This is a genomic window from Parasphingorhabdus sp. NYA22 (assembly GCF_976973735.1).
In genome coordinates this window covers 151952-176637 of the sequence record NZ_OZ333477.1, presented here as the reverse complement: position 1 = coordinate 176637, position 24686 = coordinate 151952, and the positions used below count along the sequence as shown (strand labels likewise).

The 24686-nt window shown below is 58.9% G+C and carries 19 protein-coding genes and 1 tRNA gene; 8 read left to right on the top strand and 12 right to left on the bottom strand.

Annotation, left to right across the window (positions count from 1 at the left end; genetic code table 11):
- Positions 1-63 precede the first annotated feature (63 nt).
- The 4 genes from ACWFTY_RS00805 to ACWFTY_RS00790 all read right to left on the bottom strand — a co-directional run bounded on the left by ACWFTY_RS00805 (position 64) and on the right by ACWFTY_RS00790 (position 7119).
- Positions 64-243, bottom strand: a complete 180-nt coding sequence (locus tag ACWFTY_RS00805) for a hypothetical protein (RefSeq protein WP_447525508.1) — start codon at positions 241-243, stop codon at positions 64-66.
- Between the two features lie 189 nt (positions 244-432).
- The gene (gltB, locus tag ACWFTY_RS00800; RefSeq protein WP_447525507.1) at positions 433-4959 is read right to left on the bottom strand and encodes a glutamate synthase large subunit; all 4527 of its coding nucleotides are present in this window, start codon (positions 4957-4959) and stop codon (positions 433-435) included.
- Positions 4956-5645: a DUF2059 domain-containing protein gene (locus tag ACWFTY_RS00795; RefSeq protein WP_447525506.1), complete on the bottom strand. Its 690-nt coding sequence runs from the start codon at positions 5643-5645 to the stop codon at positions 4956-4958. Before ACWFTY_RS00795 ends, gltB begins: the two co-directional genes overlap by 4 nt.
- A 19-nt stretch (positions 5646-5664) precedes the next feature.
- Complete coding sequence (locus tag ACWFTY_RS00790) at positions 5665-7119, bottom strand: NAD(P)-dependent oxidoreductase (RefSeq protein ID WP_447525505.1); 1455 nt, start codon at positions 7117-7119, stop codon at positions 5665-5667.
- 268 nt (positions 7120-7387) lie between these two features.
- Between ACWFTY_RS00790 and ACWFTY_RS00785 the strand changes: the two genes are divergently transcribed.
- Positions 7388-8182, top strand: a complete 795-nt coding sequence (locus tag ACWFTY_RS00785) for an undecaprenyl-diphosphate phosphatase (protein ID WP_447525504.1) — start codon at positions 7388-7390, stop codon at positions 8180-8182.
- A 22-nt stretch (positions 8183-8204) separates the two neighbouring features.
- On the opposite strand, the gene ACWFTY_RS00780 is transcribed toward ACWFTY_RS00785, so the two are convergent.
- A complete protein-coding gene (locus tag ACWFTY_RS00780; protein ID WP_447525503.1) occupies positions 8205-9146 on the bottom strand; it encodes a complex I NDUFA9 subunit family protein in 942 nt (313 codons plus the stop codon).
- A gap of 240 nt (positions 9147-9386) precedes the next feature.
- Between ACWFTY_RS00780 and ACWFTY_RS00775 the strand changes: the two genes are divergently transcribed.
- The 4 genes from ACWFTY_RS00775 to ACWFTY_RS00760 all read left to right on the top strand — a co-directional run bounded on the left by ACWFTY_RS00775 (position 9387) and on the right by ACWFTY_RS00760 (position 15830).
- A tRNA-Leu gene (locus tag ACWFTY_RS00775) sits at positions 9387-9473 on the top strand.
- Between the two features lie 539 nt (positions 9474-10012).
- Positions 10013-11209, top strand: coding sequence for an efflux RND transporter periplasmic adaptor subunit (locus ACWFTY_RS00770; protein ID WP_447525502.1), 1197 nt, complete (start codon positions 10013-10015; stop codon positions 11207-11209).
- 2 nt (positions 11210-11211) lie between these two features.
- Positions 11212-14388, top strand: coding sequence for an efflux RND transporter permease subunit (locus ACWFTY_RS00765; protein WP_447525501.1), 3177 nt, complete (start codon positions 11212-11214; stop codon positions 14386-14388).
- A complete protein-coding gene (locus tag ACWFTY_RS00760) occupies positions 14385-15830 on the top strand; it encodes an efflux transporter outer membrane subunit (protein ID WP_447525500.1) in 1446 nt (481 codons plus the stop codon). Before ACWFTY_RS00765 ends, ACWFTY_RS00760 begins: the two co-directional genes overlap by 4 nt.
- Positions 15831-15865: 35 nt before the next feature.
- Here the strand turns inward: ACWFTY_RS00760 and ACWFTY_RS00755 are convergent, their stop codons facing one another.
- Entirely contained in the window at positions 15866-16318 is a 453-nt protein-coding gene (locus ACWFTY_RS00755) for a hypothetical protein (RefSeq protein WP_447525499.1), read from the bottom strand.
- 2 nt (positions 16319-16320) lie between these two features.
- On the opposite strand from ACWFTY_RS00755, the gene ACWFTY_RS00750 reads away from it, so the two are divergent.
- Positions 16321-16968, top strand: a complete 648-nt coding sequence (locus ACWFTY_RS00750) for a response regulator (protein ID WP_447525498.1) — start codon at positions 16321-16323, stop codon at positions 16966-16968.
- A 74-nt stretch (positions 16969-17042) separates the two neighbouring features.
- Here ACWFTY_RS00750 and ACWFTY_RS00745 read toward each other — a convergent pair whose 3' ends face one another.
- The 3 genes from ACWFTY_RS00745 to ACWFTY_RS00735 are packed head-to-tail and all read right to left on the bottom strand — an operon-like array spanning position 17043 to position 19975.
- Positions 17043-17864 carry an SAM-dependent methyltransferase gene (locus tag ACWFTY_RS00745; RefSeq protein WP_447525497.1) on the bottom strand — a complete coding sequence of 274 codons (822 nt, stop codon included), beginning with the start codon at positions 17862-17864 and terminating at the stop codon, positions 17043-17045.
- A gap of 3 nt (positions 17865-17867) precedes the next feature.
- Positions 17868-19178, bottom strand: coding sequence for an NAD(P)-binding protein (locus tag ACWFTY_RS00740; RefSeq protein ID WP_447525496.1), 1311 nt, complete (start codon positions 19176-19178; stop codon positions 17868-17870).
- On the bottom strand, positions 19178-19975 hold the full coding sequence (locus ACWFTY_RS00735) for a thioesterase family protein (RefSeq protein WP_447525495.1): 798 nt from the start codon (positions 19973-19975) through the stop codon (positions 19178-19180). Before ACWFTY_RS00735 ends, ACWFTY_RS00740 begins: the two co-directional genes overlap by 1 nt.
- A 123-nt stretch (positions 19976-20098) precedes the next feature.
- On the opposite strand from ACWFTY_RS00735, the gene ACWFTY_RS00730 reads away from it, so the two are divergent.
- Both ACWFTY_RS00730 and ACWFTY_RS00725 read left to right on the top strand, forming a co-directional pair.
- Positions 20099-20398, top strand: coding sequence for an integration host factor subunit alpha (locus ACWFTY_RS00730; protein ID WP_100093482.1), 300 nt, complete (start codon positions 20099-20101; stop codon positions 20396-20398).
- A gap of 28 nt (positions 20399-20426) precedes the next feature.
- Complete coding sequence (locus ACWFTY_RS00725) at positions 20427-20813, top strand: MerR family transcriptional regulator (protein WP_447525494.1); 387 nt, start codon at positions 20427-20429, stop codon at positions 20811-20813.
- Positions 20814-20840: 27 nt separating this feature from the next.
- Here the strand turns inward: ACWFTY_RS00725 and ACWFTY_RS00720 are convergent, their stop codons facing one another.
- From ACWFTY_RS00720 to ACWFTY_RS00710, 3 genes are read right to left on the bottom strand one after another with little or no spacing between them, the layout of a single operon-like run.
- A complete protein-coding gene (locus ACWFTY_RS00720) occupies positions 20841-21383 on the bottom strand; it encodes a SixA phosphatase family protein (RefSeq protein ID WP_447525493.1) in 543 nt (180 codons plus the stop codon).
- Positions 21380-24115 (bottom strand): ATP-dependent DNA helicase, encoded by a 2736-nt coding sequence (locus ACWFTY_RS00715; RefSeq protein ID WP_447525492.1) that lies wholly within the window; start codon positions 24113-24115, stop codon positions 21380-21382. The genes ACWFTY_RS00720 and ACWFTY_RS00715 overlap by 4 nt, the downstream gene beginning before the upstream one ends.
- Positions 24116-24685: an NnrU family protein gene (locus ACWFTY_RS00710; RefSeq protein ID WP_447525491.1), complete on the bottom strand. Its 570-nt coding sequence runs from the start codon at positions 24683-24685 to the stop codon at positions 24116-24118. It abuts the gene before it with no gap.
- Between the last annotated feature and the right edge of the window lies 1 nt (position 24686).

The following is a 24686-nucleotide window of genomic DNA, read 5'->3' as shown; positions in this document are numbered from 1 at the left end:
TCTATTGTGGGTACGGGCGGCCTTGATATGCCGTTCATGCCTGGAACGCCAGCTATGCGAAATTCACCAGTCTGCGCTGGTGCAGGATTTTGATACCATACGGTAGAATTGCTCGTCTGCGTTTGTGGTGGCCAGCAACCGAACAGCGACGCTGTCGCCGATCGAACAATCTGCAATTTGCTTTACCAATGCAGCGGCAGTGGCGGTCTGTCCGTTGTCGAGCTGGATGGAAAGCTTTGCCATATGCGTTCCAGTTCGCCGATGGTCCAAAGCCGGAACCCGTTCGATCGAGAGAAGATGCGCCGTCGTTCTCGGTCCCAATCTGGAGTCATTCAACAGGTCAAAAGGGCGAAGAACCCAAGCCAAAACGGACAACAAGACGGCGCTTGCCAAGAGGATCAACAGGTTTCTCTTTGTCCGGCGCAAATCAGCTCACTCCGCCGCTTCTATCGCCTCTTTATCCGACAAGGGATGCGCGATCCGGCTGACCATTTCCTTCGGGCAAACCTGCCAGAAGCGATCCCGCCAACGGTCCCAGTCGCGCAATATCGATTCGGACCATTTGCTGTCGGTGGTCTTGTGATGGCGCTCGATCAGTGCGTGCAGATGCGCTTCCCAATAAGCGCTGTCGAGGCGCTGCCAGACGATGCTCTCGCCATTGGCGTGTTTCTCGAAATTATCGTCAATGTCGAGGATGAAGGCCATGCCGCCGGTCATGCCCGCGCCGAAATTGCTGCCCACAGAACCCAGGATGACGGCATTGCCGCCGGTCATATATTCGCAGCCATTGGCGCCGCAGCCTTCGACCACGACATCGGCGCCGCTGTTGCGCACGGCGAACCGCTCGCCCGCCTGTCCGGCTGCGTAAAGCTGTCCGGCGGTCGCGCCATAAAGCACGGTATTGCCGATGATTGTATTGTTCTGGCTGACCAGCGGCGAACTGACCATCGGGCGGACGACGATCTTGCCGCCGCACAGGCCCTTGCCGACATAATCATTGGAATCGCCGAACACTTCCAGCGTGATCCCCTGACAGAGAAAGGCACCGAGCGACTGGCCGGCCGATCCGCGCAGGCGGATATGGACATGGTCCTCGTTCAAGGTGCTCATGCCATATTTAGCGGTGATTTCGGCAGAGAAGCGCGTGCCGACCGCGCGATGCGTGTTGCGTACCGTATAGGTCAACTGCATTTTCTCGCGCCGTTCGAACACCGGCTTCGCATCATCGATCATTTCCGCGTCGAGACTGTCCGGCACTTCATTGCGCGGCGTGTCGATATTGAAGCTGCGCTGGTCATCGCGCGCGTCGACCTTGGCGAGGATCGGGTTGAGATCGAGATCGTCGAGATGCTCGGCGCCGCGGCTCACCTGTCTCAGCAATTCGGTGCGGCCGATGATTTCATTGAGCGAGCGATAGCCGAGGCGGGCCAGTATCTCGCGCACTTCCTCGGCCATATAGGTCATCAGGTTGATCACCTTTTCCGGCGTGCCGGTGAATTTCTCGCGCAGCTTTTCATCCTGCACGCAGACGCCGACCGGACAGGTGTTGCTGTGGCACTGGCGGACCATGATGCAGCCCATGGCAACGAGGCTGAGCGTGCCGATGCCGAATTCCTCGGCGCCTAGGATCGCGGCGATGACAATGTCGCGGCCGGTCTTGAGGCCGCCATCGGTGCGCAATTTGACCCGGTGGCGCAGGCCGTTGAGGGTGAGCACCTGATTGGCTTCGGTCAGTCCCATTTCCCAGGGCGTGCCGGCAAATTTGATCGAGGTTTGCGGCGACGCGCCGGTACCCCCGGTGTTGCCGGAGATCAGGATGACATCGGCATGGGCCTTGGCCACGCCGGCTGCAATCGTGCCGATTCCGGCCGAGGAGACGAGCTTGACGCAGACCCGGGCGCGCGGGTTGATCTGCTTGAGATCATAGATCAACTGGGCGAGATCCTCGATCGAGTAGATATCATGATGCGGCGGCGGCGAGATCAGGGTGACGCCGGGCGTTGAATGGCGCAGCTTGGCGATAAATTCGGTAACCTTGAAGCCGGGCAGCTGCCCGCCCTCGCCGGGCTTGGCGCCCTGGGCGACCTTGATCTCGATCTCTTCGCAGGCGCCGAGATATTCCGATGTTACGCCGAAGCGGCCGGAGGCGACCTGCTTGATCGGGCTCGAGGCATTGTCGCCATTTTCGAAAGGCTTGTAGCGGCGCTTTTCCTCGCCGCCTTCGCCGGACACGGATTTCGCGCCGATCCGGTTCATCGCTATGGCCAGTGTTTCGTGCGCTTCGGGGCTGAGCGCGCCGAGGCTCATGCCGGGCGTGTTGAACCGCTTGCGCACTTCGGTGATCGCCTCGACCTCGTCGATCGGCATCGGCACCGGCGCATAGTTGAACTCCATCAGGTCGCGCAGATAGATCGGCTCCATCTCGCGCACCGCTTGCGAAAATTGCAGATAGGAGGTGTAGCTGTCATGGGCGACCGCCGATTGCAGCAGGTGCATCATATGCGCGCCATAAGCATGGGCTTCGCCGCCATCGCGCTGCTTGTAGAAGCCGCCGACCGGCAGGCGAACGACTGCCGGTTCGAAGGCCGCCGCGTGCTTTTCCTGCGCGTTGATGAACAAAGACGCATAGCCTTCGCCGGATATCTTGGTCGGCATGCCGGGGAAGAGATCGTTGCACAGCGCGCGGGACAGACCGACGGCTTCGAAATTATAGCCGCCGCGATAGCTGGAAATCACCGCGATGCCCATTTTCGACATGATCTTCAGCAGGCCTTCGTCGACCGCTTTCTTGTGACGGGCGAGACAGTCATCAAAGCCGAGGTCGCCGAACAGGCCGCGGGCGTGCCGGTCGGCAATAGCGGCTTCCGCCATATAGGCGTTGACCGTGGTCGCGCCGACACCGATCAATACGGCATAGCAATGGGTGTCGAGACATTCGGCTGCCCGGACGTTGATCGAGGCGTAGGAGCGCAGACCCTTCCGGACGAGATGCGTGTGCACCGCCGCGGTCGCGATGATCATCGAGATCGCCAGCCGGTCCTCGTCAATATCCTCGTCGGTGAGGAAAATCTCGGTCTTGCCGGCCCGGACCGCCTGCTCCGCTTCGGAGCGGATGCGGGCGAGGGCATCGCGCAGTTCGATGGCACCGCCGGTGGTGCTCATGGTGCAGTCGATCTGCGCCACGGCGTCGCCGAAGCCGAGTTTCAGTCGCTCCCACAAAGCGCAGCTAAGCACCGGACTTTCCAGCACCATGACGTCCTCGTTCTGGCTGTCCTGTTCGAGGATATTGGCCAGATTGGAGAAACGTGTGCGCAGGCTCATCACATGGCGCTCGCGCAGACTGTCGATCGGCGGGTTGGTGACCTGGGAAAAATTCTGCTTGAAGAAATGGCTGATCTGGCGTGGCTTGACGCTGATCACCGCGAGCGGCGTATCATCGCCCATCGAGCCGATCGCTTCCTTGGCATCCTCGACCATCGGCGCGAGGATCATTTCCATATCCTCGAGCGTATGGCCGGCAGCGGTCTGGCGGCGGATCAATTCTTCCTTGGAATAGCCCATGCCGGAAACTTTCGGCGCCGGAGGCAGGTCGTCTACGGTCTGGAAGCCCTTGACCAGATCGGCATAGGGTTCTTCCGACGCGATCCGGTCCTTGAGTTCGCGGTCCTTGAACAGCACGCCTTCATCCAGATCGACCGCGATCATCTGACCGGGGCCGAGGCGGCCTTTTTCGACAACCTGGCTTTCGGGCACAACGACCAGGCCAGATTCGGATCCGATGATCAGCAGATTGTCGGCGGTGATCGAATAGCGCAACGGCCGCAGCGCATTGCGATCAACCCCGGCGACGGCCCAGTGGCCATCGGTCATTGCCAGTGCGGCCGGACCATCCCACGGCTCCATGACACTGGCCATATATTCGTACATCGCCTGATGGGCGGGATCGATATCCGGATCATTCTGCCAGGCTTGCGGCACCAGCATGATCTTTGCGGTCGGCGCATCGCGGCCGGAGCGGCAGATGGTCTCGAACACCGCATCCAGCGCCGCCGTGTCGGAGGAACCTGCCGGGATTACCGGTTTGATATCCTCGCTATGGTCACCAAAGGCGAGGCTCGCCATTTTGATCTCGTGGCTCTTCATCCAGTTCTTGTTGCCGCGAATGGTGTTGATTTCACCATTATGGGCGAGGCAGCGGAACGGCTGGGCCAGCCACCATTGCGGAAAAGTATTGGTCGAATAGCGCTGGTGGAAAATCGCCACCCGGCTTTCGAACCGGTCATCCAGCAGGTCGGGATAGAAAACCGACAGGGATTCAGCGAGAAACAGGCCCTTGTAGATGATCGAGCGGCAGGACAGGCTGCAGATGTAGAAATCCTGAATCTGCGCAGCGATCACCTTCTTCTCGATCCGCCGACGGATGAGATAGAGATTCTTCTCGAATTCGCGCGCGTCCTGCCGGTCCGGCATCGGTCCGGCGATCATGATCTGCTCGATCTCGGGGCGGGTGTTCTGCGCTTTCTGGCCAATCACCGATACGTCGACCGGCACCTGCCGCCAGCCATAGATGGTATAACCGGCCTCGATGATTTCCGCCTCGACAATGGTCCGGCAGCTTTCCTGTGCATTGAGATCGGTGCGCGGCAGAAAGATCATGCCCACGGCTAGCCGGTTCGGCCGGACCTTGTGGCCGCTGTCGGCAATCGCATCGTCAAAGAAGCGCTCGGGCAGATCGACGTGCAGGCCGGCGCCATCACCGGTCTTGCCATCGGCATCGACCGCACCCCGGTGCCAGACCGCTTTCAGCGCATCGATGGCGGAGGAGACAACACGGCGCGACGGTTTGCCATCGGTCGCCGCCACAAGGCCGACACCGCAGGCATCGGATTCAAATTCCGGCCGGTACATGCCTTCGCGGGCGAGGCGTTCATGTTCGGGGGTGGGGTAATGGTGCGTCATTCGTCGTCTTCCTGCAGATGCGCCCCGGTCTTGACCGGCGGAAGGTGGGCGGTCGCTTCCTCGACTTTTCTCATGATCGCTGGCATGGCTTGCATTATCTCCGGTACGAAGTTCATCATCGACTGCATCATTTCCGGATCGACAAAGACCATCATATAGTCACGGGCAAAGGCGCCGCCGGTTTCGGTAGCAAAAAACGCGTTCATTTCGGCCAGTTGGTCAGCCGTGAACTTTCGGGCATAGATGTTCGCAAGTGTTTCGCGAATTGCCGGTTCCATTGCGGTCATCAGGTCGACCATTTCATTGGTCATGATTCTGGTCGATATCTGCATCCGCTCTTTAAAATGCGGGTCCCGTTCCAGCATCATGTCATTGATGGAGGCATCACCCATTTCCTCTATCGCCGCATCGTCAACGCCATAGCCTTTCATGGTCTCTGCCATCGGACGTTCGAAACTCTGGCTGATGATGCTGTCCATCATCTGATCCATCGTGCCCTTCATCATCCGCTCATAGGTGCCGAGCGGGAACAGATAGTCGATCGTGACCTCGGCAGCGGCGAGGCGGGCGGGATCGACAGCGACTTGTTCAATGTCGCTTGCTGTGCTGGTTGTATCTTGCGCCGCTGCGGGAACGCTCGCGACAAGCGCCAGAGTGGCCGCAAATGTTGAAAATAATAGCTTCATGATAATGCTCCGTTTGCGGCTATGCCGCAACCTTTTCGGCCAATTTCTTCTCCCGCAAAAAGCGGTGCATATGTTCGGTCACATCGCGACCATCGCGGATGCCCCAGACGACCAGGCTGGCGCCGCGGACAATGTCACCGGCGGCGAACACGCCGTCCAGATTGGTCATCATCGACTTGTGATCGACGCGCAGCGTGCCCCAGCGGGTGACCGACAGGTCCGGCGAACCAAACAGGCCGGGCAAGTCCTCCGCATCAAAACCGAGCGCCTTGATCACCAGATCGGCGTCGATGGTGAAATCGCTATCCGGCTCGACTTCGGGGGAACGACGACCGCTGGCATCGGGCGCGCCGAGCCGCATTCTGGTCGTTCTGACCGCCGTTACATGATCCGTGCCCTCGATTGCTTTCGGGGCAGACAACCAGACAAATTCGACGCCTTCTTCCTCGGCATTGCGCACTTCATTCTGCGAACCGGGCATATTGGCGCGGTCGCGGCGATAGAGGCATTTGACCGATTTCGCGCCTTGCCGGATGGATGTCCGCACGCAATCCATCGCGGTGTCACCGCCGCCGATGACGACGACATTCCTGCCCTCGGCGTTGAATCGGCCATTTTCAAAATCGGGGACATCGTCGCCGAAACTCTTGCGGTTGGAAGCGATCAGGAAATCGAGCGCTTCCTCGACGCCCGGTGCGCCGACGCCCGGCATCTGGATTTCGCGGGCCTTGTAGACGCCGGTCGCGATCAGGATCGCGTCGTGCTTGTCGCGCAATTCTTCCAGTGTCGCATCTCTGCCGACCTCGAAACTTTCGTGGAACTGGATGCCGCCATCCTTCAGCCGCTGGACCCGCCGCATGATCACATGCTTTTCCAGCTTGAAACCCGGTATGCCGTAGGTCAGCAATCCGCCGGCGCGGTCGTGGCGGTCATAGACATGCACGTCGTAACCGGCGACGCGCAGATATTCGGCGGCGGTCAGGCCGGCAGGTCCGGCACCGATGATGCCGACCGACTGGCCTTGCGGGCGACCCGGCTGCAGCGGTTCTACCCAGCCTTCTTCCCAGGCGGTGTCGGTGATATATTTCTCCACCGCGCCAATGGTGACCGCGCCATGGCCGGAAAATTCGATCACGCAATTGCCTTCGCACAACCGGTCCTGCGGACAGATGCGGCCACAGATTTCCGGCATGGTCGAGGTCAGGTTCGACATTTCATAGGCTTCGCGCAAACGGCCTTCGGCGGTCAGGCGGAGCCAGTCGGGGATATGATTGTGCAGGGGACAGTGGACCGAACAGTAAGGCACACCGCATTGCGAGCAACGCGCAGCCTGTTCGGCGGCTTTATCTGTCGCGTACCGGTCTGCAATTTCCTGAAAGTCTTCCGCACGCAGATCGGGGTCGCGTTTTTCGGGATAGGCCTGGCCCTCCTCGACAAATTTCAGCATTTCCAATTTCTGCGGGCTTTTTGCCATGCCGGATACTCGTTTTCCTAATATGTGATGGTTACCAACGACCCTGCCGGGCGGGTATGGCCAGCTAAATAACCAAAAAACCGGCGGGAGTCACGTGAAATCTCCGATATAGGTCAGTAATAATGTCCTATTAGTGATTTCTAAATGCAGTAGGCTCCGCCAGATTGTCGTTGTAGCAAGAACTAGTAATTTATCGGACCTATATTTTCCTCACGACAACCACAAATTGAAAAGCTATTGAGCGCAAAACCATATTACGGGCTGTCCAATGACCTTCATTCAAATGCTGCTCCTCGCTATTGTGCAGGGCGTTACCGAATTTCTCCCGATATCCTCATCCGGTCATCTGATCCTGTTGCCGGTATTCACCGGCTATGCCGACCAGGGCCCGATGATCGACATTGCCGTGCATGTCGGTTCGCTGCTCGCGATCATCACCTATTTTTTCAGGGATGTCTGGTCGCTGGGTAAAGGCGGTCTCGCCACGATCGGAATCGGCCAGGCGCCAGCCGAAAAGCGGTTGTTCTGGTGGATCATCATCGGCACGATTCCCGCCGTCATTGTTGGTCTGTTCCTGAAGACCGGCGGCTATCTTGACGGATTCCGCAGCACGACTTTGGTCGCCGTCAACCTGATCGTCTACGGCATCCTGCTCGGCATCGCCGACCGTTTCGGGCGGCAGGTCAAATCCTTCGAAGACCTGACGCTGAAAGACGGTATCATTGTCGGCCTGGCCCAGGCGATGGCGCTGATCCCCGGCACCAGCCGTTCCGGCGTGACCATGACCGCGGCCCGCTTCCTCGGCTATACACGGGTAGAGGCGGCGCGCTTTTCCTTCCTGCTGTCGATACCGGCGGTGGCCGGTGCCGGCGTGCTGATCATTCCCGATCTGATGGGCGCGAGCAGTGCATTGCTAAAGGAAGCGCTGATCACCGGCGTGCTCACCTTTGTCGCCGCGCTGGCGACGATGACCTTCCTGATGCGCTTTTTGCGCAAGGCATCGATGATGGTATTTGTCGTCTACCGCGTCGCGATGGGCATCGCGCTGCTGGCGCTTTTCTAGTCCTGCCTCTGTCTGGCCGCGCCTAGATTGCCTTGGCACGCGCGCCAAAGCGGCCGTGGGCGGTATATTTTTCCATCCAGCCGCTGGCGACCGCTGCGAGCGGGGTCGGCGCTACGCCGAACGAGTCCAGTCCCTTGGCGCCCGGTGCAACGACATTGTCTTTCTGCAGCATCTTATACTGGTCCGATGTTATCGGCGAGGCGGGCAGCATCGCCAATATGCGGGCGCCAATATCCGGCACATCAATGAAGGTCCGTTCGCGCCCGGTCATCTTTGCAATCCGCCGGTTGAGATCGCCCATGCTGATCACTTCCGGCCCGCCCAGCTCATAGGTCTGTCCGGCATAAAGTTCCGGGTGGCTCAGCGCCTCCGCCGCAACATCGGCAACATCGCCGACAAATACCGGCTGGAATTTGGTCGCGCTGCCGATTACCGGCACCACTGGCAACATCGCAATCATCGCGGCAAAGCGATTGATGAACTGGTCTTCCCGGCCAAAGACAATCGAGGGCCGGATGATGATCGCATCGGGAAAGGCTTTCAGAACCGCCTGTTCGCCCTCGCCTTTGCTCCGGCCATAGCGCGATGGGGAGGCGCTGTCCGCGCCGATCGCCGAGAGGTGCAGCAAAGTGCGGCAGCCCGCCTTGCTGGCAGCCTCCGCAACATTGCGCGCGCCCTCGACATGGACCGCTTCGAAATTGCCGTTCAATATGCCAACAAGATTGATCACCCCGTCGCAGCCTTGAACCGCGCGGGCAACGCTATCCGCCTTGGTCACGTCCGCGCTGACAAATTGTGTCTGCCCGAGATTGCCGAGCGGCTTGATATGCATGGCATTCTTGATGTTACGCTCGGCAATGCGCAGCCGCGCACCGCGCTCGAGCAGCGCCTGCGCCACATAGCGGCCCAGAAAACCGCCTCCGCCAAATATGCAAATCAATTGTCCGTCGAGATCCATGTCCATCTTCCACTCGTGCCTAGGTTTCTATCTTGCCTCTGCCTCAGCCGGGCGGGTGAAGCAACATCCGATTCCCTGCACAGTCTAGCATAATTCAGGCTCTGTCGCTGCGGGTTCGCCATATGCCGCTGACTGCCGACCCGTGATGAGGCGATTTAGCCGATATGAATCATTGACAGCAGAGCCACCAAGCGGCTAATCGCCCGCCTCTGTCAGGTGGTATCGAGACGATTACCGCCTGCATGGGCCCAGATGGCGGAATTGGTAGACGCGCATGCTTCAGGTGCATGTATTCGCAAGGATGTGGAGGTTCGAGTCCTCTTCTGGGCACCATTAGACAGTTTCTCCATTACCGCTATTGGTTCCAAAAACCCCGTAAAAATGCTAAATATGGCGATCAGCTGATTGCGCTTGTTCGCGCGCGTTGACTGACAATCATAATCTTCTGAGGGCCTTTCTGCATATTTTCGCAGTTTTCTGCGGGATCGGAAATTCAATGGCTCTGACTGATACCGCAATCCGACCCGTCTGAGGACAGGAGAGCGGGCATTGTCGACTATATTATGTCCCTGCAATCCTATAGCTGATGCCCCGAGATGGCTCTCACGGTCGAAGAAATAGGGGCGTTCAGACCTTCTGCTAGACCGCTCAGGAAGGCAGATGGGCAAGGACTTTACCCCCTCCCGCCGGCGCTCCGGCAGGGCAGTATCCGCGGCACCGGTTGCCGCAGCAAAGATTTTGCCACAGCGGACAAATTATATCTATGTTGCGTTGCAGCATAGATAAAGTTACCTGACCGGCTAGAAAAGACCCCTATCATATAACAGTTCACTGGATCTCCTCCCGCCATGATTCCTGCAAGCCATGACAAAATGCCCTTCTCTATGAAATCCGTCATCGGGCTGATGTCGTTGCTTCTGGTCGTCGCTTGTGGCGAGCCAGCGCCTCAGGCGCCAGCGCCTAAAACTGTCTCGGTAGCTGTCCCGCTGCAGCGGGAGGTTGTGGACTGGGACGAGTTTATCGGCCGGTTTGAAGCCATGCAGGATGTCGAAATCATGCCGCAGGTCTCCGGTACGATCGAGCGCATCGCGTTTCGCGAAGGTGTCGAGGTGCAGAAGGGGCAATTGCTGTTCGTGATAGACCAGCGGACTTTCCGCAATGCGGTTGCGCAGGCGCAGGCGCAAATCAACCAGAATGAAGCGAGTGTGGCCAATGCCCGCACGGAAATGGAGCGGGCGCGGGAGCTGCTTGCCTTCGAGGCGGTGAGTAAGGAAGAATATGAACAAAAACAGGCGGCCTATCGCACCGCGGTTGCCGCGCGCAGTGGTGCTGCCGCGCAGCTGAAGGAAGCAAAATTGCAGCTTTCCTATACGATGGTCCGTTCGCCGATAACCGGCCGGATTTCCGACAAGCGGGTTGCGCTGGGCGATACAGTAGTCGCCGGCCAGACGCTTCTGACCCGGGTCGGAACCGTCAATCCGATATATTTCAGCTTTGAAGGCGCGGAAAGTTTCTATCTGAAATATATCCGGCAGGATCAACGCGGTGAGCGCCGCTCTTCGCGCTATGCGCAGAACCCGGTTGAAATTCAGCTCGCGGATGACAGCGGCTACCAGTGGCGCGGTCGTATGACCTTTGTCGATAATGCCATCGATCCGGATTCAGGGACAATCCGGGCGCATGCCGAAGTGCAAAATCCGGACGGGTTTCTGGTCCCGGGAATGTTCGGACGAGCCCGTTTGCTCGGCTCCGGGACCTATGAGGCCCTGCTTGTGCCCGATGAATCGATTGTCGCCGACCAGACCCGCAAACTGCTCTACGTTATCGGGAAAGACGGCAAGGTTGCGCAGCGCGTCGTCGAGACCGGGCCGCTGGTCGAAGGCTTGCGCGTGATCCGGGACGGCATCGCGCCGACCGAGAGAATCGTGCTCGACGGGCTGGCCGGATTGCGACCGGGAACCGAGGTAAAAGCCAAGCTTATCGAAATGAAGCCACGGTCTGAAAATACAGCCCCGGTATCGATCCCGGCAAAAGCACCACCGCCAACCGATGCCAAGCCGGTGGCATAATAATGAAATTCTCCCATTTTTTTATCGATCGGCCGATCTTTGCCGCGGTGCTGTCGATCCTGATCGTGATCTTCGGTATCGTTGCCTATCCAAGCCTGCCGGTCGCGCAATATCCGGAAATCGCGCCACCGACGGTCATCGTTAGCGCTACTTTTCCGGGCGCGACTTCGGAAACCCTCGCTGAAACGGTCGCCGCTCCGCTGGAAGAATCGATCAACGGAGTAGAGGACATGATCTATATGTCGTCCTCTTCCACCGGTGACGGCAATGTGTCGATCACCGTGACCTTTGCGCAAGGGGTGGATGTCGATCAGGCACAGGTTCTCGTCCAGAACAGGGTTTCAACCGCTGAACCGCGGCTCCCGACCGAAGTCCGCCAAATCGGTGTGACGGTACTCAAGAACTCGCCGGACATATTGTTGGTATCAACCTTCTATTCCAGCGATGGATCGCTGACGCAGCAATATGTTTCCAACTATGTCAAATTGCAGGTCATTGACCGTCTGTTGCGCATTCCCGGTGTCGGCGGGGTCCGGCAATTCGGCGGGCGTGATTATAATATGCGTGTGTGGATCGACCCTGACCGGGCCGCAGCCCGCAATCTGACCGTTGACGAGATTACCAGCTCCGTCGGCGCGCAAAATGCCCAGGTATCGGCCGGTTCGATAGGCCAGCCACCGTTTAACGAAGGCGGCACCGCTTTCCAGCTGAACATTCAGACCGAAGGACGGCTTACCACCCCGGAGCAATTCGGCGCGATCATCGTCAAACGCGATGACGAAGGCCGTCTTACCCGGCTGCGCGACGTCGCACGGATCGAGCTGGGAGCCCAGGATTACAGCATCAATGCCTATCTGAAAGGCCAGCCGACGACTGCTGTCGGGATTACCCAGTTGCCGGGGTCCAATGCGCTGGCAACCGCAGAAGCGGTCAAAGCGGAACTGGCGCGGGTATCCGATAGCTTCCCTCCGGGCATGGCCTATGAAATTCCGTATAATCCGACGGAATATATCGAAGCTTCCATCGAAGCGGTGCAAAGTACATTGATCGAGGCAATCATTCTGGTGGCCATCGTCGTTCTGCTGTTCCTGCAAAGCTGGAGAGCGGCGATCATTCCGATCATCGCAATTCCGGTATCGCTGATCGGGTCGCTGGCGATGCTGGCCGCCTTCGGCTTTTCTCTCAACAATCTGTCGCTTTTCGGCATGGTCCTGGCGATCGGCATCGTAGTGGATGACGCGATTGTCGTGGTCGAGAATGTCGAGCGTCTGATGGACGAACAGGGCCTGAGCCCGCTGGCCGCCGCGCACGAAACCATGCGTGAAGTGTCGGGCGCGCTGATTGCCATCGCACTGGTTCTCGCCGGCGTTTTCATTCCCACCGCATTTATTCCGGGTCTTTCCGGTCAGTTTTATCAGCAATTTGCGCTGACAATCGTAAGCGCAACGATCATTTCCGCATTTGTCTCCCTGACATTGTCTCCTGCTATTGCGGCGCTGCTGTTGAAGCCGAAGCAAGACACCGACGTGCGGGACGGATGGCGCGGCTACCCCGCTCGTTTTGCCAGAGGATTTAATAGCGGATTTGACAAATTATCGGAACGCTATGGCCGGCTGACCGGACGCGCTGTCCGTATGCTGCTGATCGTTTCGGTAGTGTATGCCTTGCTGATTGGCATGACGGCCTGGCGTTTTACCGAAACACCCACCGGATTCATTCCGGCTCAGGATCAGGGCTATCTGATTGGTATCGTCCAAATGCCGCCCGGCGCTTCGTTGCAGCGCACCGATGAAATTCTCTCCGAGGCGCAAAAAATTGCGCTGGAGAACACGGCCGTCAAGGCGACTATCGCGATGGCCGGGCTGGACGGAGCAACCTTCAGTGTGGCTCCCAATGCCGCAACCATGTTCATTCCCTTGAAAGACCATGATCAGCGCGCCGATTCAGACACTATTGCCAATGAATTGCGCGGCGTCCTGTCATCAATCACCGCCGGCAATATACTGATCGTTCCGCCGCCACCGGTGCGAGGCATTGGAACCGGTGGTGGCTGGAAAATGATTGTCGAAGATCGCAGCGGCGCTGGACTGAAAGCGCTGCAGGACGTCACCATGAAAATGATGGCGGCGGCCAATGCGGAAGAAGGATTATCCTCTGCCTTCACCACATTCAACACCAACACCCCCCGGCTGTTTGCCGATATTGACCGGGAAAGGGCGGAGCAAATGGGCGTGCCGGTCGAGAATATATTCTCGACTTTGGGCACCTATCTTGGTTCGACCTATATCAACGATTTCAATTATCTTGGCCGTACTTTTCGCGTGACGGCCCAGGCCGATGCCGCCCACCGCGACCAGATCAGCGATGTCGGCAGGCTGAAAACCCGGTCTGCCGCGGGCAATATGGTGCCGCTCGATGCAGTCATGACGCTGAAGAATGACAGCGGCGCTTACCGGGTTGTGCGTTACAATCTTTATCCATCGGCAGAATTGCAGGGTGATACCGTCAGCGGATTCTCCAGCGGGCAATCGCTCGAAACGATGGAAAGACTGGCGACTGAAATTATGCCGCAGGGCTTTAACTACGAGTGGACGGAACTGGCCTTCCAGCAACAGCAGGCGGGCAATACGGCCACGCTGATATTCGGCCTGGCCGTTATCTTCATTTTCCTGCTGCTGGCGGCGCAATATGAAAGTCTTGTTCTCCCGCTTGCGGTCATTCTGATCGTCCCGATGTGTCTGCTGGCAGCCATCCTGGGCATCAATTTAATGGGACTGGACAATAATATACTGACCCAGATCGGGCTGGTTGTCTTGATCGGTCTGGCTGCCAAAAATGCCATCCTGATTGTGGAATTTGCGAAACAGAATGAAGATGCGGGAATGGAATTGCTGGAAGCGGCCCGCAAGGCGGCAGCGCAACGTTTGCGGCCGATCTTGATGACCTCCTTTGCATTCATTCTCGGGGTGCTGCCATTGGTTGTCGGCTCAGGACCAGGAGCGGAAATGCGCCAGGCTTTGGGTGTGGCGGTATTTTTCGGCATGATTGGCGTAACGATTTTCGGCCTGTTGTTCACGCCCAGCTTTTACGTCATCGCCCGCAAGCTGGGTGACAGGTTATCACGCACAAAGGCTGATCCCGACCGGCAATCCAAATCCGCCACGGAGATCGCAGAGTGATAAGAAAAATTGGCATAGCGCTTTCGATTGCCGGCTTGTCTGCCTGCACAGTCGGGCCGGATTACCGGCCGCCGGCGGCGTTGTCAGATGGCTCTGCCACGCTGATCGAAACCGGAAATAGTCCCGATATTACCGTCGCCGAACTGCCGGAGAAATGGTGGCGGTTATTTGATGACCCCGTGCTCGACAGACTGGTCGACAAAGCTCTGCGCAACAATATCGACTTGCGCATCGCGGCTGCCAATTTGCAGAGATCGCGCGCCTTGCTCGCGGAAACCGGTGCAGGACGCCTGCCAGTGACGACGGGCAGCTCGTCGGCGACGCGCAACCGGACGGCTGCCTCCAGCACTTCGGCGGGCAGTTCGGGGCCGGTGACATATGACTATTTCTCGGTCGGCTTCGATGCTTCTTATGAAGTCGATCTGTTCGGCGGTGTCAGCCGGTCGATCGAGGCTGCCCGATCCGATTCGCAGACCGCAGAGGCCGCGCTCGATGCTGCCCGTGTTGCGATCGCCGCCGAAACCGCGCGGACCTATATGCTGGTCTGCTCTTTCGCGGTTCAGGCGCGGGTTGCCAGAGAAACGGCGGAGCTGCAGGAAAAAACCCAGGATCTTACGCAGCGGCTGCTGCAGGGCGGTCGCGCCAATCGCCGGGACGTTGACAGCGCCACCTTGCTGCTGGAACAGACACGCGCGCAAATACCCGCATTCGAGGCGGAGCGCCGCGCATCCTTATACGCGCTTGCCGTATTGACCGGTGATCCTCCAGCCCAGGCCGACAGTGAGGCCGCTGCCTGCGACGCCTTGCCAAAGACCAGTACGGCAATTCCGGTCGGCGACGGCCGTACATTGCTTGCCCGCCGTCCTGATATCCGGGCGGCAGAACGGCAACTGGCCGGTGATGTCGCTCGTATCGGCGTGGCGACCGCGCAGCTTTACCCCTCGATCAGCTTGCTGGGCGGCATATCGCTTGGTGCGAACGGGACAGGTGATTTGGGCAAGTCCGATTCCATTGGCTATTCCATCGGACCGCTGATCAGCTGGAATTTCCCGTTCAACAACGCCGCCCGTGCAAAGGTGCGACAATCCGAAGCCGTTGCTGACGGAGCGCTGGCCGAGTTTGACAAGGTCATTCTGACCGCGCTTCAGGAAACCGAACAGGCCCTGGCCCGCCTGGACGGGGCAATCGCCCGCGAACGCTCGCTCGACAAGGCTGTGGCGGCGAGCGAAAGCGCCGCCCATATCTCCCGCTTGCGCTATGATTATGGCGCGGACAATCTGTTCCAGCTCCTGGATTCTGAAAAGGACAGGGCATCCGCGCGCGCCGCAGCGGCCGCGGCCGGTGCAGACCGTCTTGCCGCTCAAATCAGTCTGTTCAAAGCGCTGGGTGGAGGATGGCAAAATGCGCCGGACATTCAGGTGAAGCAGGTTGCAAGGGATTAGCGGCAGAAACTTAACGGTTGATATCACCGGATTCTTCATTCGATCTCCCGGTAAATAGCATTGCAAATCTCGTCTGCAGAAGCCCCGATCCGCTGGAACCATCCGACTTCGGGTCTGATAATGCCTGATACTTTTATCCCTGCTGCGGAAAAGCTGAACATCATCAACGAGATTGGCGAGTGGGTGCTGATCGAGGCAATCAAGCGCATAGCAAAATGGTCGGAGGACGGCATTCCGATCAAGATTTCCATCAATGTATCGCCAAAATCCTGCCCAAAAATCGCATCAGTCCGAGAAAGCTGGTCGCCAGTATCGGGGCTTTTGATGACAAAATCGATCAGGAAACGACCGACAAGGGCGCAGACAAGTCTCCTTCGATTTTGACCACAGGAATTGAAAGCAGGCCTTGATGATGCAGAATAAACATCCAGTCGAACCAGCCGTTGTAAAAATCCTTGTCGACGACGACGTGGAAGCGAACCGCGCACTTTTGTGCCGCCGGCTGGGCAAGGCGGGCTTTGTCGCCGCTGCCGTCGACAGCGGTATGGCGGCGCTTCGATCCATTGAGGAAGCAATACGCGATATCGTCTTGCTGGATTATATGATGCCGATGATGGACGGCGTCGAGGTGCTAAAACAGCTGCGCGATATGGATGCAACCAAATCGCTGCCGGTCATCATGGTCACCGCCCGTACGGAAGGGGAAGCGGTCGTCGAGGCTTTGTCGGCCGGAGCGGATGACTATGTCACCAAGCCGATCGATTTCGAAGTGCTCTGCGCGCGGATGGCATCGCAATTGAGCAAGAAGCGGGATGCAGTCGAAATTCGGCGAACCAATAATGTTCTCGACGAGCGCGTGATTATCCGCAGCATGGCGCTGGCCGATATCCAAAACGAGCTGCAGGACGAGATTGCCAGGCGGCGCAGTCTGGAAGAGAAGCTGGCCGGTTTGACAGATAGCGGCCTGCATGTTGTCGGCCCAGATGATCATTCCGACCTGGCCGGAATTTTGACCGAGATAGATGGCCTGGTTTCAAGCATCTTCACGGTTGCTTCCGAAGGCCGGCAAGTCAATCTCGCGACCCTGCTAAATCTCAAGGAAAAAGTATCAGAGGCGCTCCGCAATGTCGGCGCGTAGTTGAACAATCGGCCTATGGGCGAGCCAAGGGTGGGTCTGAAAAAGGCGCTGCAATATTGCCTGTAACGATCCGCTCATCTGCCGGTTTTTGTGGCGCTGATCAGGCAATAGCGCAAAATAGACCGGCGATGGGCCCATTGGAGAAACCGACCGGTCACTGCATATTTGAGCGGTCCTGACCCCCCAAGCTTTCCGCTTCCCCGAAATGTCCGGATGAAGCGTGCGAAGCCAGGCATGACATGCTCGCTGATATCGACGATCCGGACTTCTCCGAAACCGGCTTCCTGTAACTGGCTGAGATACAGGTCGCGGCGCACGATATTGGCCTCTGCGATATGCGAGCGTTTCAGCATCCAGCGCAGCAGCCGATGCGTGAAGGAACCTGTCCGGTGCTGATCCGATAACATGAAGTCGGTCAGCGCGAGCCGGCCGGCCGGCGCGAGATTCTTGTGCGCCAGCGCAATAAACGCCACCCGATCGGGAAAATGATAGGCGCAATCCAGCGCCAAGACATGGCTGGGCTTGTTCCTATCGAGCGTGGCACGCCAGACTTCGGGATCGTTGATATCACCCTGTACGATAGCCGTCGCGGCCGCCGAAAATCCGGCTTTTGCCAGCTTAGTCCTGGCATAGGCGGTCTGAATGCGGGACAGGTTTGCGCCTCGGACCCGAGCGACCCGAAAATGCTCCAGCCAGAGCAGCAACTGGTCGCCGCAACCGAAGCCGGCATCGAAAACCACCGACTGGCGGTCCAGCCCGGCCTGTTCTCCCAGCAACAGTGCGATCGCGCGGCAAGCGTCCGAATATTCCGTCTCGCTTTGCCAATATCCGAGATTGCCCCAGGACTGGCCTTCGCGATTGAGCGCCAGTTCTGCGAGATCGTGAAATTCGGCCATCGCTCAGGCTGCCGCCGGAGCGCTGGCTTTCCACGGTATGGCAGCGCCCAGATGTTCCGCCACCAAAACCGAAGAATCGACTGCAGCTTCGAGCAGGGGAATTCTTTCCGCCATATAGGAGCCGCATAGCCATAGTCTGTTGGCGGGCTGATCCTGGCTTTCGCGCAGTGCGATGACGGCCTTGCGGCTGTCCCGGGTCACCGTTGGTCGGGTGAAATTAACTCTGGCCAGTTCGCGATTGGGGGCGATTCTGCGCATCGGGTTCCAGGTCTGGAAAATGGTTTCCTGACCGGACAGGCGGGCAATCGCCTTGGTCAGATCAACCGATACTTCGGCGCGGCTGGAATCACGCGGGACATGATAGCTGACCGGGGACAGACCCTTTGTTGGTGCCGGCAGGATTTCCTGATCGGTGTGCACGCTCATGGTCGATCGTTCGAACGGGATGCGATTGAGCAAAGCCTGGCGGTCGTCAAATCCGGATAGCATCGCTGCGGCTTGATGGGCCTGGGCGGCGATCACGACCTGGTCAAAATGCTGAACCGCGCCTGCTTGCGTTACCACCCGAAGCTGCTGCCCGTCCGGTTCAATCACAGCGACGGGACTGTTCGTTCGCAACTCGACATCGACCAGCATACGCGGTACGATATCATCGACGCCCTTTGCCGCGCTCATGATCCCTATTTTGTGCACGCCGCATGTGAGATATTCGAGCATAAGATCGGCCGGATAATCGCGCACCGCCTGGTAGTCGCAGGTGCAGGTCACCGACATCATCGGTAGCAGGACAGTATCGATAAATTCGCGGCCCGCTCCGGACTGCTGCAAATATTCGCCGAAGGAGATGTCGGCCAGATCGGTTCGGGCGATATCCCGTTTCGCCCGGGAAAAAAACCGTTTGCTCTGCAGACCGATGGCCCAGGCCGCAGGGCTCAGCCAGTTGCGCCCCTTCAAATGGGAAAATCGCGCCATGCCAAAACGGACGTTTCCATAGTGCAGGATGACATGGCCCGCCTCGTCGGAAAATATGCCGCTATGGTCGCTGGTCAGTATCTCGACGCCGATATGGTCGTAAAGCGCCAGCAGATTGTCATAATAGCCGTGGCAGAATATCCGCAGCGGGATGTCGATCCGGCGGGTGATGCCGTTGCTGACATAATCAACGCTATGCGCGCCCAGGCCGGCCCGCGCCTGGCTTTCAAAAACTGTGACCTGATACTTGTCTTTCAGCAAATAGGCGGCAGACAGACCGGCAATACCTGTGCCGATAACGGCGAGACTGGGTTTGGTTCGCTGGTCCGCACTCAATCCCATCAGGCGTAATAAGCCACGCTTTGCATCGCGGTCGCCATCAGTTCGCGGCGGCTGTTCCAGATGCTCATATATTGGCTGCTCGCGCCATGATCGGCATGGTGGGTGTGAGAATCGATCAGCCACCAGCCATCTTGCGTCGTTAGCGCTTCGGCAATGATATTGACCTGCCAGTTCATCGAACTGACCATCGCATTCTTGTCGAGCAAACCCATGACCGAGGGCGGCAGGCTGTCGCACATGCAGAGTATTTCCGCGACGGGATCGAGACCGGCGCGCTGTTTCAGCCGCATCCAGCGGGTCAGACGGTTGGTCTTGGTGCTGGTGTCGATCCGCTTGCCGACATATTCCATATTGGAGGTGAAAAACTGCGGGGGGCCGCTGTGCAGGTCCTCGCCGTCAGGAAGCGCCGGGAAATCGGGCTCGACAATATCGGACGTCTTCACTTCGGTCGGACGGGGCGCTGCGAAGATAAAATTGCAGTGCAGTCCAAGACCCTTGTCGCCAAAAATCTCCGATTGCACGAAAGCGGTGCTCTTGCCGCGGCGCAGCATGGCGGTCTCCGCGGTCAATGTCCCGAATAGCGGTCCGGTGAAGGCAATTTGCGCCGAGCGGAGCGGCGGCAGGTCAGCTTCGATATGGCTGGCGGCCTGATAGGCAAGCGCGCCGGAGAGGCCGCCAAAGGCGGTGCGTCCCTGGGTCCAGCTTTGCGGCAAAGCGACCGGATGGTCGGGGCCACCGGGTCCGCATTGATCAAGCAGTTCGGAAAGGGCGACGGTCTGGGTTTGTTTATCGGTCATCTTTTCCGCTTATCGGGCTAATCGGCTGAAATCCACTGGTAAGTTTGCTGCCGACATTTACATAAGCGGCTATTTGATTTATAGCTTTGGTGAATTTTCAATCTCTTAGTGAAAGCTATTGTGATGAGCTATACCAACACCCTGACCCGCGCCGATCTTGCCGATACCATGAATCGGCAGGTTGGCCTCTCTCGTGCCGATAGCGCAGTCATGGTGGAGTCGATATTGGACCATATGATCGAGGCGCTGGTCGATGGCGAGAATGTCAAGATTTCGGGGTTCGGAACCTTCGTATTGCGCGACAAGGGAGAGCGCACCGGTCGCAATCCCAAGACGGGCGTCGAAGTGCCGATCGCGCCGCGCCGGGTCTTGACCTTCCGCGCCAGCCAAACGATGCGTGACAGGATAATCGCCGCAGGTTAATGGACCCGGCGAACCGGGGGAGTAGAGTATGACCAAGGAACAAGGCGCTTTCCGCACGATCGGTGAACTGTCCAAAGAACTGGGCATCAAGCCCCATATATTGCGCTACTGGGAAGACCAGTTTGCGATACTGACCCCTCTTAAGCGGGCTGGTTCGCGGCGCCATTATCGCCCCGAAGATGTCGAGATTGTCAAAACGATCAACCGTCTGCTCAACGAAGAAGGCTATACAATCAAGGGCGCCCGCAAATTTCTGACCTCGCGGCGCAGGGGGCCTGAAATGTTCGAGGATGCGCCGCAAATGGCCGCCGCTGTACTGCCGCTGGCGATAAATACGCATGAAGATAACGGCCTGATTCTGGCGGAACTGAAATCGATCCGCAACCAGATGTCGCACGCGCTTAACCAAGCTTAGTCCTTTGGTGGGCCCTGAAAACCGCGCTTAGTCGTAATTTGGTCCCAGTTCCGGATCGAGGTCTCGCGGCCGGGTGAACCGGTCGAGCGTGCCGCATTTTTCGGTAATGTCGGCCCAGCTATCGATGGCGAGCGTCATTTCGGCCAGTGTGGCCGTCGGATATTTTGTTTCCACCTCGTCGCGGGCCGGCGAGGTTCCGTCATCGGGGACCAGATCGAAAATCAGGTCTTCCAGTCCCGGATTGTGACCGACCATCAGGACATGGTCTGCATCGGCACTGGCGCCGCGCAATACATCGAGCAGAGTGGCGGAAGAGGCGAGATAGATTTTGCGATCCCATGTCGGCTCCATTGCCTGACCACTGGCTTCCTCGACATTTTCCAGTGTCTCGATCACCCGCACGGCGGGCGAGGCGAGAATCTGATCGAAGGTCAGTCCGTTGCGCTGGATGAAACGGCCCATCACCGCAGCAGCGCGTTTACCCTTCTTGTTGAGCGGGCGGTCGAAATCGCGGTCAACCGGATCGTCCCAGCTGGATTTGGCATGGCGCAGGAGTGTGAGTTTTTTCATTGCCGATTGTCATGCATCAAACTTGTTTCAGTTGGAAGACCGGATTGCGGCATTTCCGATTTTGCCTTGCGGATCGCGGCCAGCGCCTGTTCCAGCGGCATGCGTTCGACCGGCGTTCCTTCGGGAAAGGCGCTGAGCAGGCGCGAGGGGAAAGCGGAGGACAGGATGACAAAATGACCGTGGTCATCAGCGCGGCGGATAATCCGGCCAAAGGCCTGTGCCAGTCGTGCGCGAATGATCCGGTCGTCATAGGCGGTGCCGCCACCGGCCAGCCGCCGGGCGCGATGAAGAATATTCGGGCGCGGCCAGGGCACCGACTCCATCACCACCAGCCGCAGACTCTGGCCAGGCACATCGACCCCGTCGCGCAGGGCATCGGTGCCGAGCAGGCTGGCTTTGGGGTCGTCGCGAAAAATATCGACCAAAGTGCCGGTATCGATCGGGTCGACATGCTGGGCGTAGATCGGCAATCCGCTTTGCGCCATCCGGTCGGCGATGCGGGCATAGACCGTGCGCAGACGCCTGATCGCGGTAAACAGGCCGAGCGTGCCGCCGCCCGATGCTTCGATCAACTGGGCATAGGCACCGGCCAGCCCCGCCATATCGCCGCGCTTCACGTCGGTGACGATGATGACCTTGGCCTGGTTGGGATAATCAAACGGACTGGCGACTTCGAATTCCTGGGGAGCATGGGCAAGATGTACCGCGCCGCTGCGTGCCCGCGCGGTCTCCCAGCCACCGCCACCTTTCAATGTCGCGGAGGTAATCATCACGCCATGGGCCGGTTTGGTCACGACTTCGGTGACCGGGATGGTCGGATCGAGCCAGTGCCGGCAGATGCCGACATCATATTCCCGGCCTTCATAGCGGTCAATCATCAGCCAGTCGACGAAATCGGGATCGGCCGGACCACCAATTCGCGACAGTAAAGAAAGCCAGCCCGACAAGGTATCGCGGCGCCAGCCCAGGCTCGACAAGGCGCCTTCCATCCGTGCCCGCGCTGGCGCGTCCATCCAGTCGGGACCTTCCTCGATCAGATGCTCGATCCGCTGGCCCAGTCGCACCAGAGGTTTCAGCAGGGCATCCATCGCGGTTGCGGCATTGGCGACGGCATCGATCATCGGCCCTTCGACATCGGTCAGTTCGGTTTCCAGCCCATAGCCGGCATCGGCGCTCTGGCTTTCATCGCGCGCGAAAACCATCGCGCGCACTTCGTGGAGCAACGCCTCGATCGGGCCAGAGGGTTCGCCTTCGCCGATCCGCTGGAGCCAGCCATCGCCGGGCAGCGCTTCGGCGGCATGGCGGGCGCTTTCAATCGCGCGGCCGCCTTCTTCGTCATAGGATGCGAGATCGGCGAGGCGCGCGGCGAGTCCGCGACGGCGGCCCCGGTTTTTCGTTTCCGGTCCGATCACCCAGCGTCTTATCTCGATCGTTTCCTGCCCCGACAGTCGCGCGGCAAACATCGAATCGGCGGCATCGAACAGATGATGGCCTTCGTCAAAGATCAGCCTCGTCGGCGGGTTCTGTTGTTCGCGTCCGCGGGCAGCGTTGACCATCACCAGCGCGTGATTGGCGATGACGATATCGGCCTGCTGGCTGGCGCGCGCGGCTTTCTCGATGAAGCATTTGCGATAATGCGGGCAGCCGGCATAGACGCATTCACCGCGCCGGTCGGTCAGCGCCGTGGCGCCATTGCGGCGGAACAGGGTGGTCAGCCATCCGGGCAGATCGCCGCCGACCATATCGCCATCCTTGCTATAGGCCGCCCAACGCGCGACCAGATGGGCAAGGATCGCCGCTCTTCCCGCAAAACCGCCCTGCAGTGCGTCTTCGAGATTGAGCAGGCAGAGATAATTTTCCCGTCCCTTGCGGACGACGACTTTCTTGCGGAATGTTTCTTCGTCCGGATAGATACGGCGAGTTTCCCGGTCGAGCTGGCGCTGCAGCGCCTTGGTGAAGGTTGAAATCCACACCGCACCGCCGGCTTGCCGCGACCACAGAGATGCGGGCGCCAGATAGCCGAGTGTCTTGCCAATCCCGGTGCCGGCTTCCGCCAGCAGCATATTGGGTGCGCCCTTGATTTTGCGCGGATTGAAAATCTGGGTCACCGCGGCAGCATAGTTTTTCTGGCCCTGACGTTCTTCCGAACCTTCGCCGGTCAGAGCGTCGAGTGTGGCCAGCGTCTCCTGCTTGTCCACGGTGATTGATCTGGGAGCAGGGCGCGGCGCCTCTTCCTCCCATTCGTCCAGTTTGGAGAATAGCCAGCGTTCAGCCTGCGCGGGTTTTTCAAGCTGTTTCCCCACTTCCTGGGCCCAGGGCCAGCGCAGCCGGTAGAGAGCCTGCGCGCTGCTCCATGCGCCCTCGCGTTCTTTCCAATAAGGTGCTTTCAATCCTTCCAGCAACAGAGTCGCTGCTTGCCGGTAGAGAGCGGCTATATCGGCCTCCTGATCCGGCGGGGTCAGGCCGAGTGTTTTGGCAAGGCCAGCCGGCGTCGGGACGATGAACTGCGCCGGATGGATGAAGGCGAACAACTCCAGCAGATCGAGGCCGGACAGATCGGGATAGCCGAGCCTTTGTCCCAAAAGCGGAGCGTTGAGCAGGATATGCGGCGTTTCCGCGACCCGGCCAATCGCTTCGCCCTTGCCAATCGCACGGGTTTCGCCGTCGACCGAGCAAATCCAGATGCCGCTATGGCTGGCATGCAGCGCGGGATAGGGGAGTGGCGCGACCATTTAGCCGCCGACGACCGGTACGCCAGCGAACCACGGATGCAGAAACATCAGAATCGCATATAATATCACCGCAATCGCTACGCTCAACAGTTCGCGGCCAGCACTCGCGATCTTGACCGGCTTCACCCAGGCGCCCTCGTTGCGAGAGACGGTAACAATCGAGATCAGCGCCCACAGGCCGAGTCCGCCGAAAAGCACCAGTGACTTGTTGTCGCCATTGGCCAGCAGATGACCGGCCGCCCAGATCAGGACGCCGGTCAGCATCGGATGACGAATCCATTGCCGTATCCGTGACGCGCCTTGCGCCGCGCCGATCAGCAGTATCGCCACGAACATCAGCGCCATATTCGCGTGGCGGCCCCATGTTGGCGGGTCATAGACAAATTCTGCGTTGGTCGAGCGCCAGCCGAAAATCATCAAGGCCAGCGCAACCAGCAGCAACAGGGCAACCAGCCCCTTATGCGGCCCTTCTCCGATAGCACCCTGGATTGAGGCGCGCAGTCCCGGCGTCACCGACTTCATCAAATGTACCAGGCTCCACAGCAGAACCCCCGTGATCAGCATTTCCATG

Excerpts from the sequence above, each read along its gene's own strand:
- ACWFTY_RS00770 (WP_447525502.1), top strand. The coding sequence starts at position 10,013 with ATGCCCTTCTCTATGAAATCCGTCATCGGGCTGATGTCGTTGCTTCTG.
- ACWFTY_RS00720 (WP_447525493.1), bottom strand. The coding sequence starts at position 21,383 with ATGAAAAAACTCACACTCCTGCGCCATGCCAAATCCAGCTGGGACGAT.
- ACWFTY_RS00735 (WP_447525495.1), bottom strand. The coding sequence starts at position 19,975 with ATGACCGATAAACAAACCCAGACCGTCGCCCTTTCCGAACTGCTTGAT.
- ACWFTY_RS00710 (WP_447525491.1), bottom strand. The coding sequence starts at position 24,685 with ATGGAAATGCTGATCACGGGGGTTCTGCTGTGGAGCCTGGTACATTTG.
- ACWFTY_RS00740 (WP_447525496.1), bottom strand. The coding sequence starts at position 19,178 with ATGGGATTGAGTGCGGACCAGCGAACCAAACCCAGTCTCGCCGTTATC.
- ACWFTY_RS00795 (WP_447525506.1), bottom strand. The coding sequence starts at position 5,645 with ATGAAGCTATTATTTTCAACATTTGCGGCCACTCTGGCGCTTGTCGCG.
- ACWFTY_RS00790 (WP_447525505.1), bottom strand. The coding sequence starts at position 7,119 with ATGGCAAAAAGCCCGCAGAAATTGGAAATGCTGAAATTTGTCGAGGAG.
- ACWFTY_RS00725 (WP_447525494.1), top strand. The coding sequence starts at position 20,427 with ATGACCAAGGAACAAGGCGCTTTCCGCACGATCGGTGAACTGTCCAAA.
- ACWFTY_RS00805 (WP_447525508.1), bottom strand. The coding sequence starts at position 243 with ATGGCAAAGCTTTCCATCCAGCTCGACAACGGACAGACCGCCACTGCC.
- ACWFTY_RS00715 (WP_447525492.1), bottom strand. The coding sequence starts at position 24,115 with ATGGTCGCGCCACTCCCCTATCCCGCGCTGCATGCCAGCCATAGCGGC.
- ACWFTY_RS00730 (WP_100093482.1), top strand. The coding sequence starts at position 20,099 with ATGAGCTATACCAACACCCTGACCCGCGCCGATCTTGCCGATACCATG.
- ACWFTY_RS00785 (WP_447525504.1), top strand. The coding sequence starts at position 7,388 with ATGACCTTCATTCAAATGCTGCTCCTCGCTATTGTGCAGGGCGTTACC.
- ACWFTY_RS00745 (WP_447525497.1), bottom strand. The coding sequence starts at position 17,864 with ATGGCCGAATTTCACGATCTCGCAGAACTGGCGCTCAATCGCGAAGGC.
- gltB (WP_447525507.1), bottom strand. The coding sequence starts at position 4,959 with ATGACGCACCATTACCCCACCCCCGAACATGAACGCCTCGCCCGCGAA.
- ACWFTY_RS00780 (WP_447525503.1), bottom strand. The coding sequence starts at position 9,146 with ATGGACATGGATCTCGACGGACAATTGATTTGCATATTTGGCGGAGGC.
- ACWFTY_RS00765 (WP_447525501.1), top strand. The coding sequence starts at position 11,212 with ATGAAATTCTCCCATTTTTTTATCGATCGGCCGATCTTTGCCGCGGTG.